Source organism: Endozoicomonas sp. ONNA2, assembly GCF_024606365.1.
Taxonomy (GTDB): Bacteria; Pseudomonadota; Gammaproteobacteria; order Pseudomonadales; family Endozoicomonadaceae; genus Endozoicomonas.
Genome location: NZ_JAHHPO010000413.1, coordinates 1 through 1,146, shown reverse-complemented (window position 1 = coordinate 1,146; position 1,146 = coordinate 1). Strand labels below are relative to the sequence as shown.

The following is a 1,146-nucleotide window of genomic DNA, read 5'->3' as shown; positions in this document are numbered from 1 at the left end:
TCTTAAATAAACTTTCTCTGTATCATGACGTACGATCAGTGGTAATCAGGTAAATCATTGTATTGTCGATATATTTTTTAAAATCACTTCTATTAAATCCTAGCTTTGAGGATATAGATGAGATTTGCCCTGTAAAATAACTATTCACTGGACTGCTGGCGAATGTTTCTTGTATCACACCTTCAATTTGTATTCTTGGTATATTCATCCTTTGCGCGTTTGGCTCAGTAATTCTAATCCCTGCCCTTTCTATACCATACTCACGAAGAATATCCAAAATGTTTGATCTTATAAATTTTAGTTGTTCGGGAACATCCAAGGCTTTAGGGATAATTAGTTTTTCGATATTTATTATTTCTCTGTTTTCTGAGTCATAAATAGCAAATGTCACGCCACTTGGCTCAACTCTAATACCAATGCTTCTCATGTATGGAGACTCCTTTAAAAATATAACATCATCTTTCTGATTTTTCCTATGAATCAAGAGTGCTCTAAGATTCATTTCGTTTTCTGATGAAGCCATTTCAAGTACTGATTCAACAGCTCAGAAAGTTTTCCAGATTGGCCTATTTTCATTCAACAACATTTTTTCAGTAAAGCCTAATTCAGATTAAAACACAGCCTTTTCAAGAAAGACTGGCTACCGGCCTTTTGTTTTGAATAACAATCATCAGTAGATTCTATGCAAAATAGTAAGAAGCAAGAACAGAAGATATATTTAACTCCAGATGGAGGATACCGTAAAGCGGGGCTTTAATCAGAAATTTATACGACCGATGCAAAATCAGGTTTTTATGAATATATGTCAAAATATAATCAACGTAGCTGTTCAAATCTCACTCAATTTCTCTACTAATGATGTAAAGTTCTGCAAAACTCCCTACATTCCCAGAAGACGCCATTTCAGTAGAACTCTAAAGTGATGCTGTCCTTGATCGGACGCATCAGTTTCCATCCGTTGTAATGGAATAAAAAAAATACAAAATGAAGATGTAAGAGTGCAGCCATCCAAGAATAAAAATCAGCCAGACATCAAAATGATCGCCACTGTTCGGGCGAAGGTTGAGCCCGAGTTCCTGAAGCTCAGAGGCGCAGGGCGACAGAATCGGTCGAACGATTATCCCGATAATAGGATATTTAGCTATT

At 36.1% G+C, this 1,146-nt stretch carries 2 protein-coding genes; both read right to left on the bottom strand.

All coding sequences use genetic code 11. From position 1 onward, the window contains the following. Window positions 1-22 precede the first annotated feature (22 nt). Window positions 23-523: a hypothetical protein gene (locus tag KDK14_RS07485; protein WP_257264441.1), complete on the bottom strand. Its 501-nt coding sequence runs from the start codon at window positions 521-523 to the stop codon at window positions 23-25. A 421-nt stretch (window positions 524-944) separates the two neighbouring features. Then, window positions 945-1,146 (bottom strand): hypothetical protein (locus KDK14_RS07480; protein WP_257264439.1); only part of this gene is annotated, 202 nt, incomplete at its 5' end.

Coding starts and splice junctions, on each gene's coding strand:
- KDK14_RS07485 (WP_257264441.1), bottom strand. CDS start 523: ATGGCTTCATCAGAAAACGAAATGAATCTTAGAGCACTCTTGATTCAT.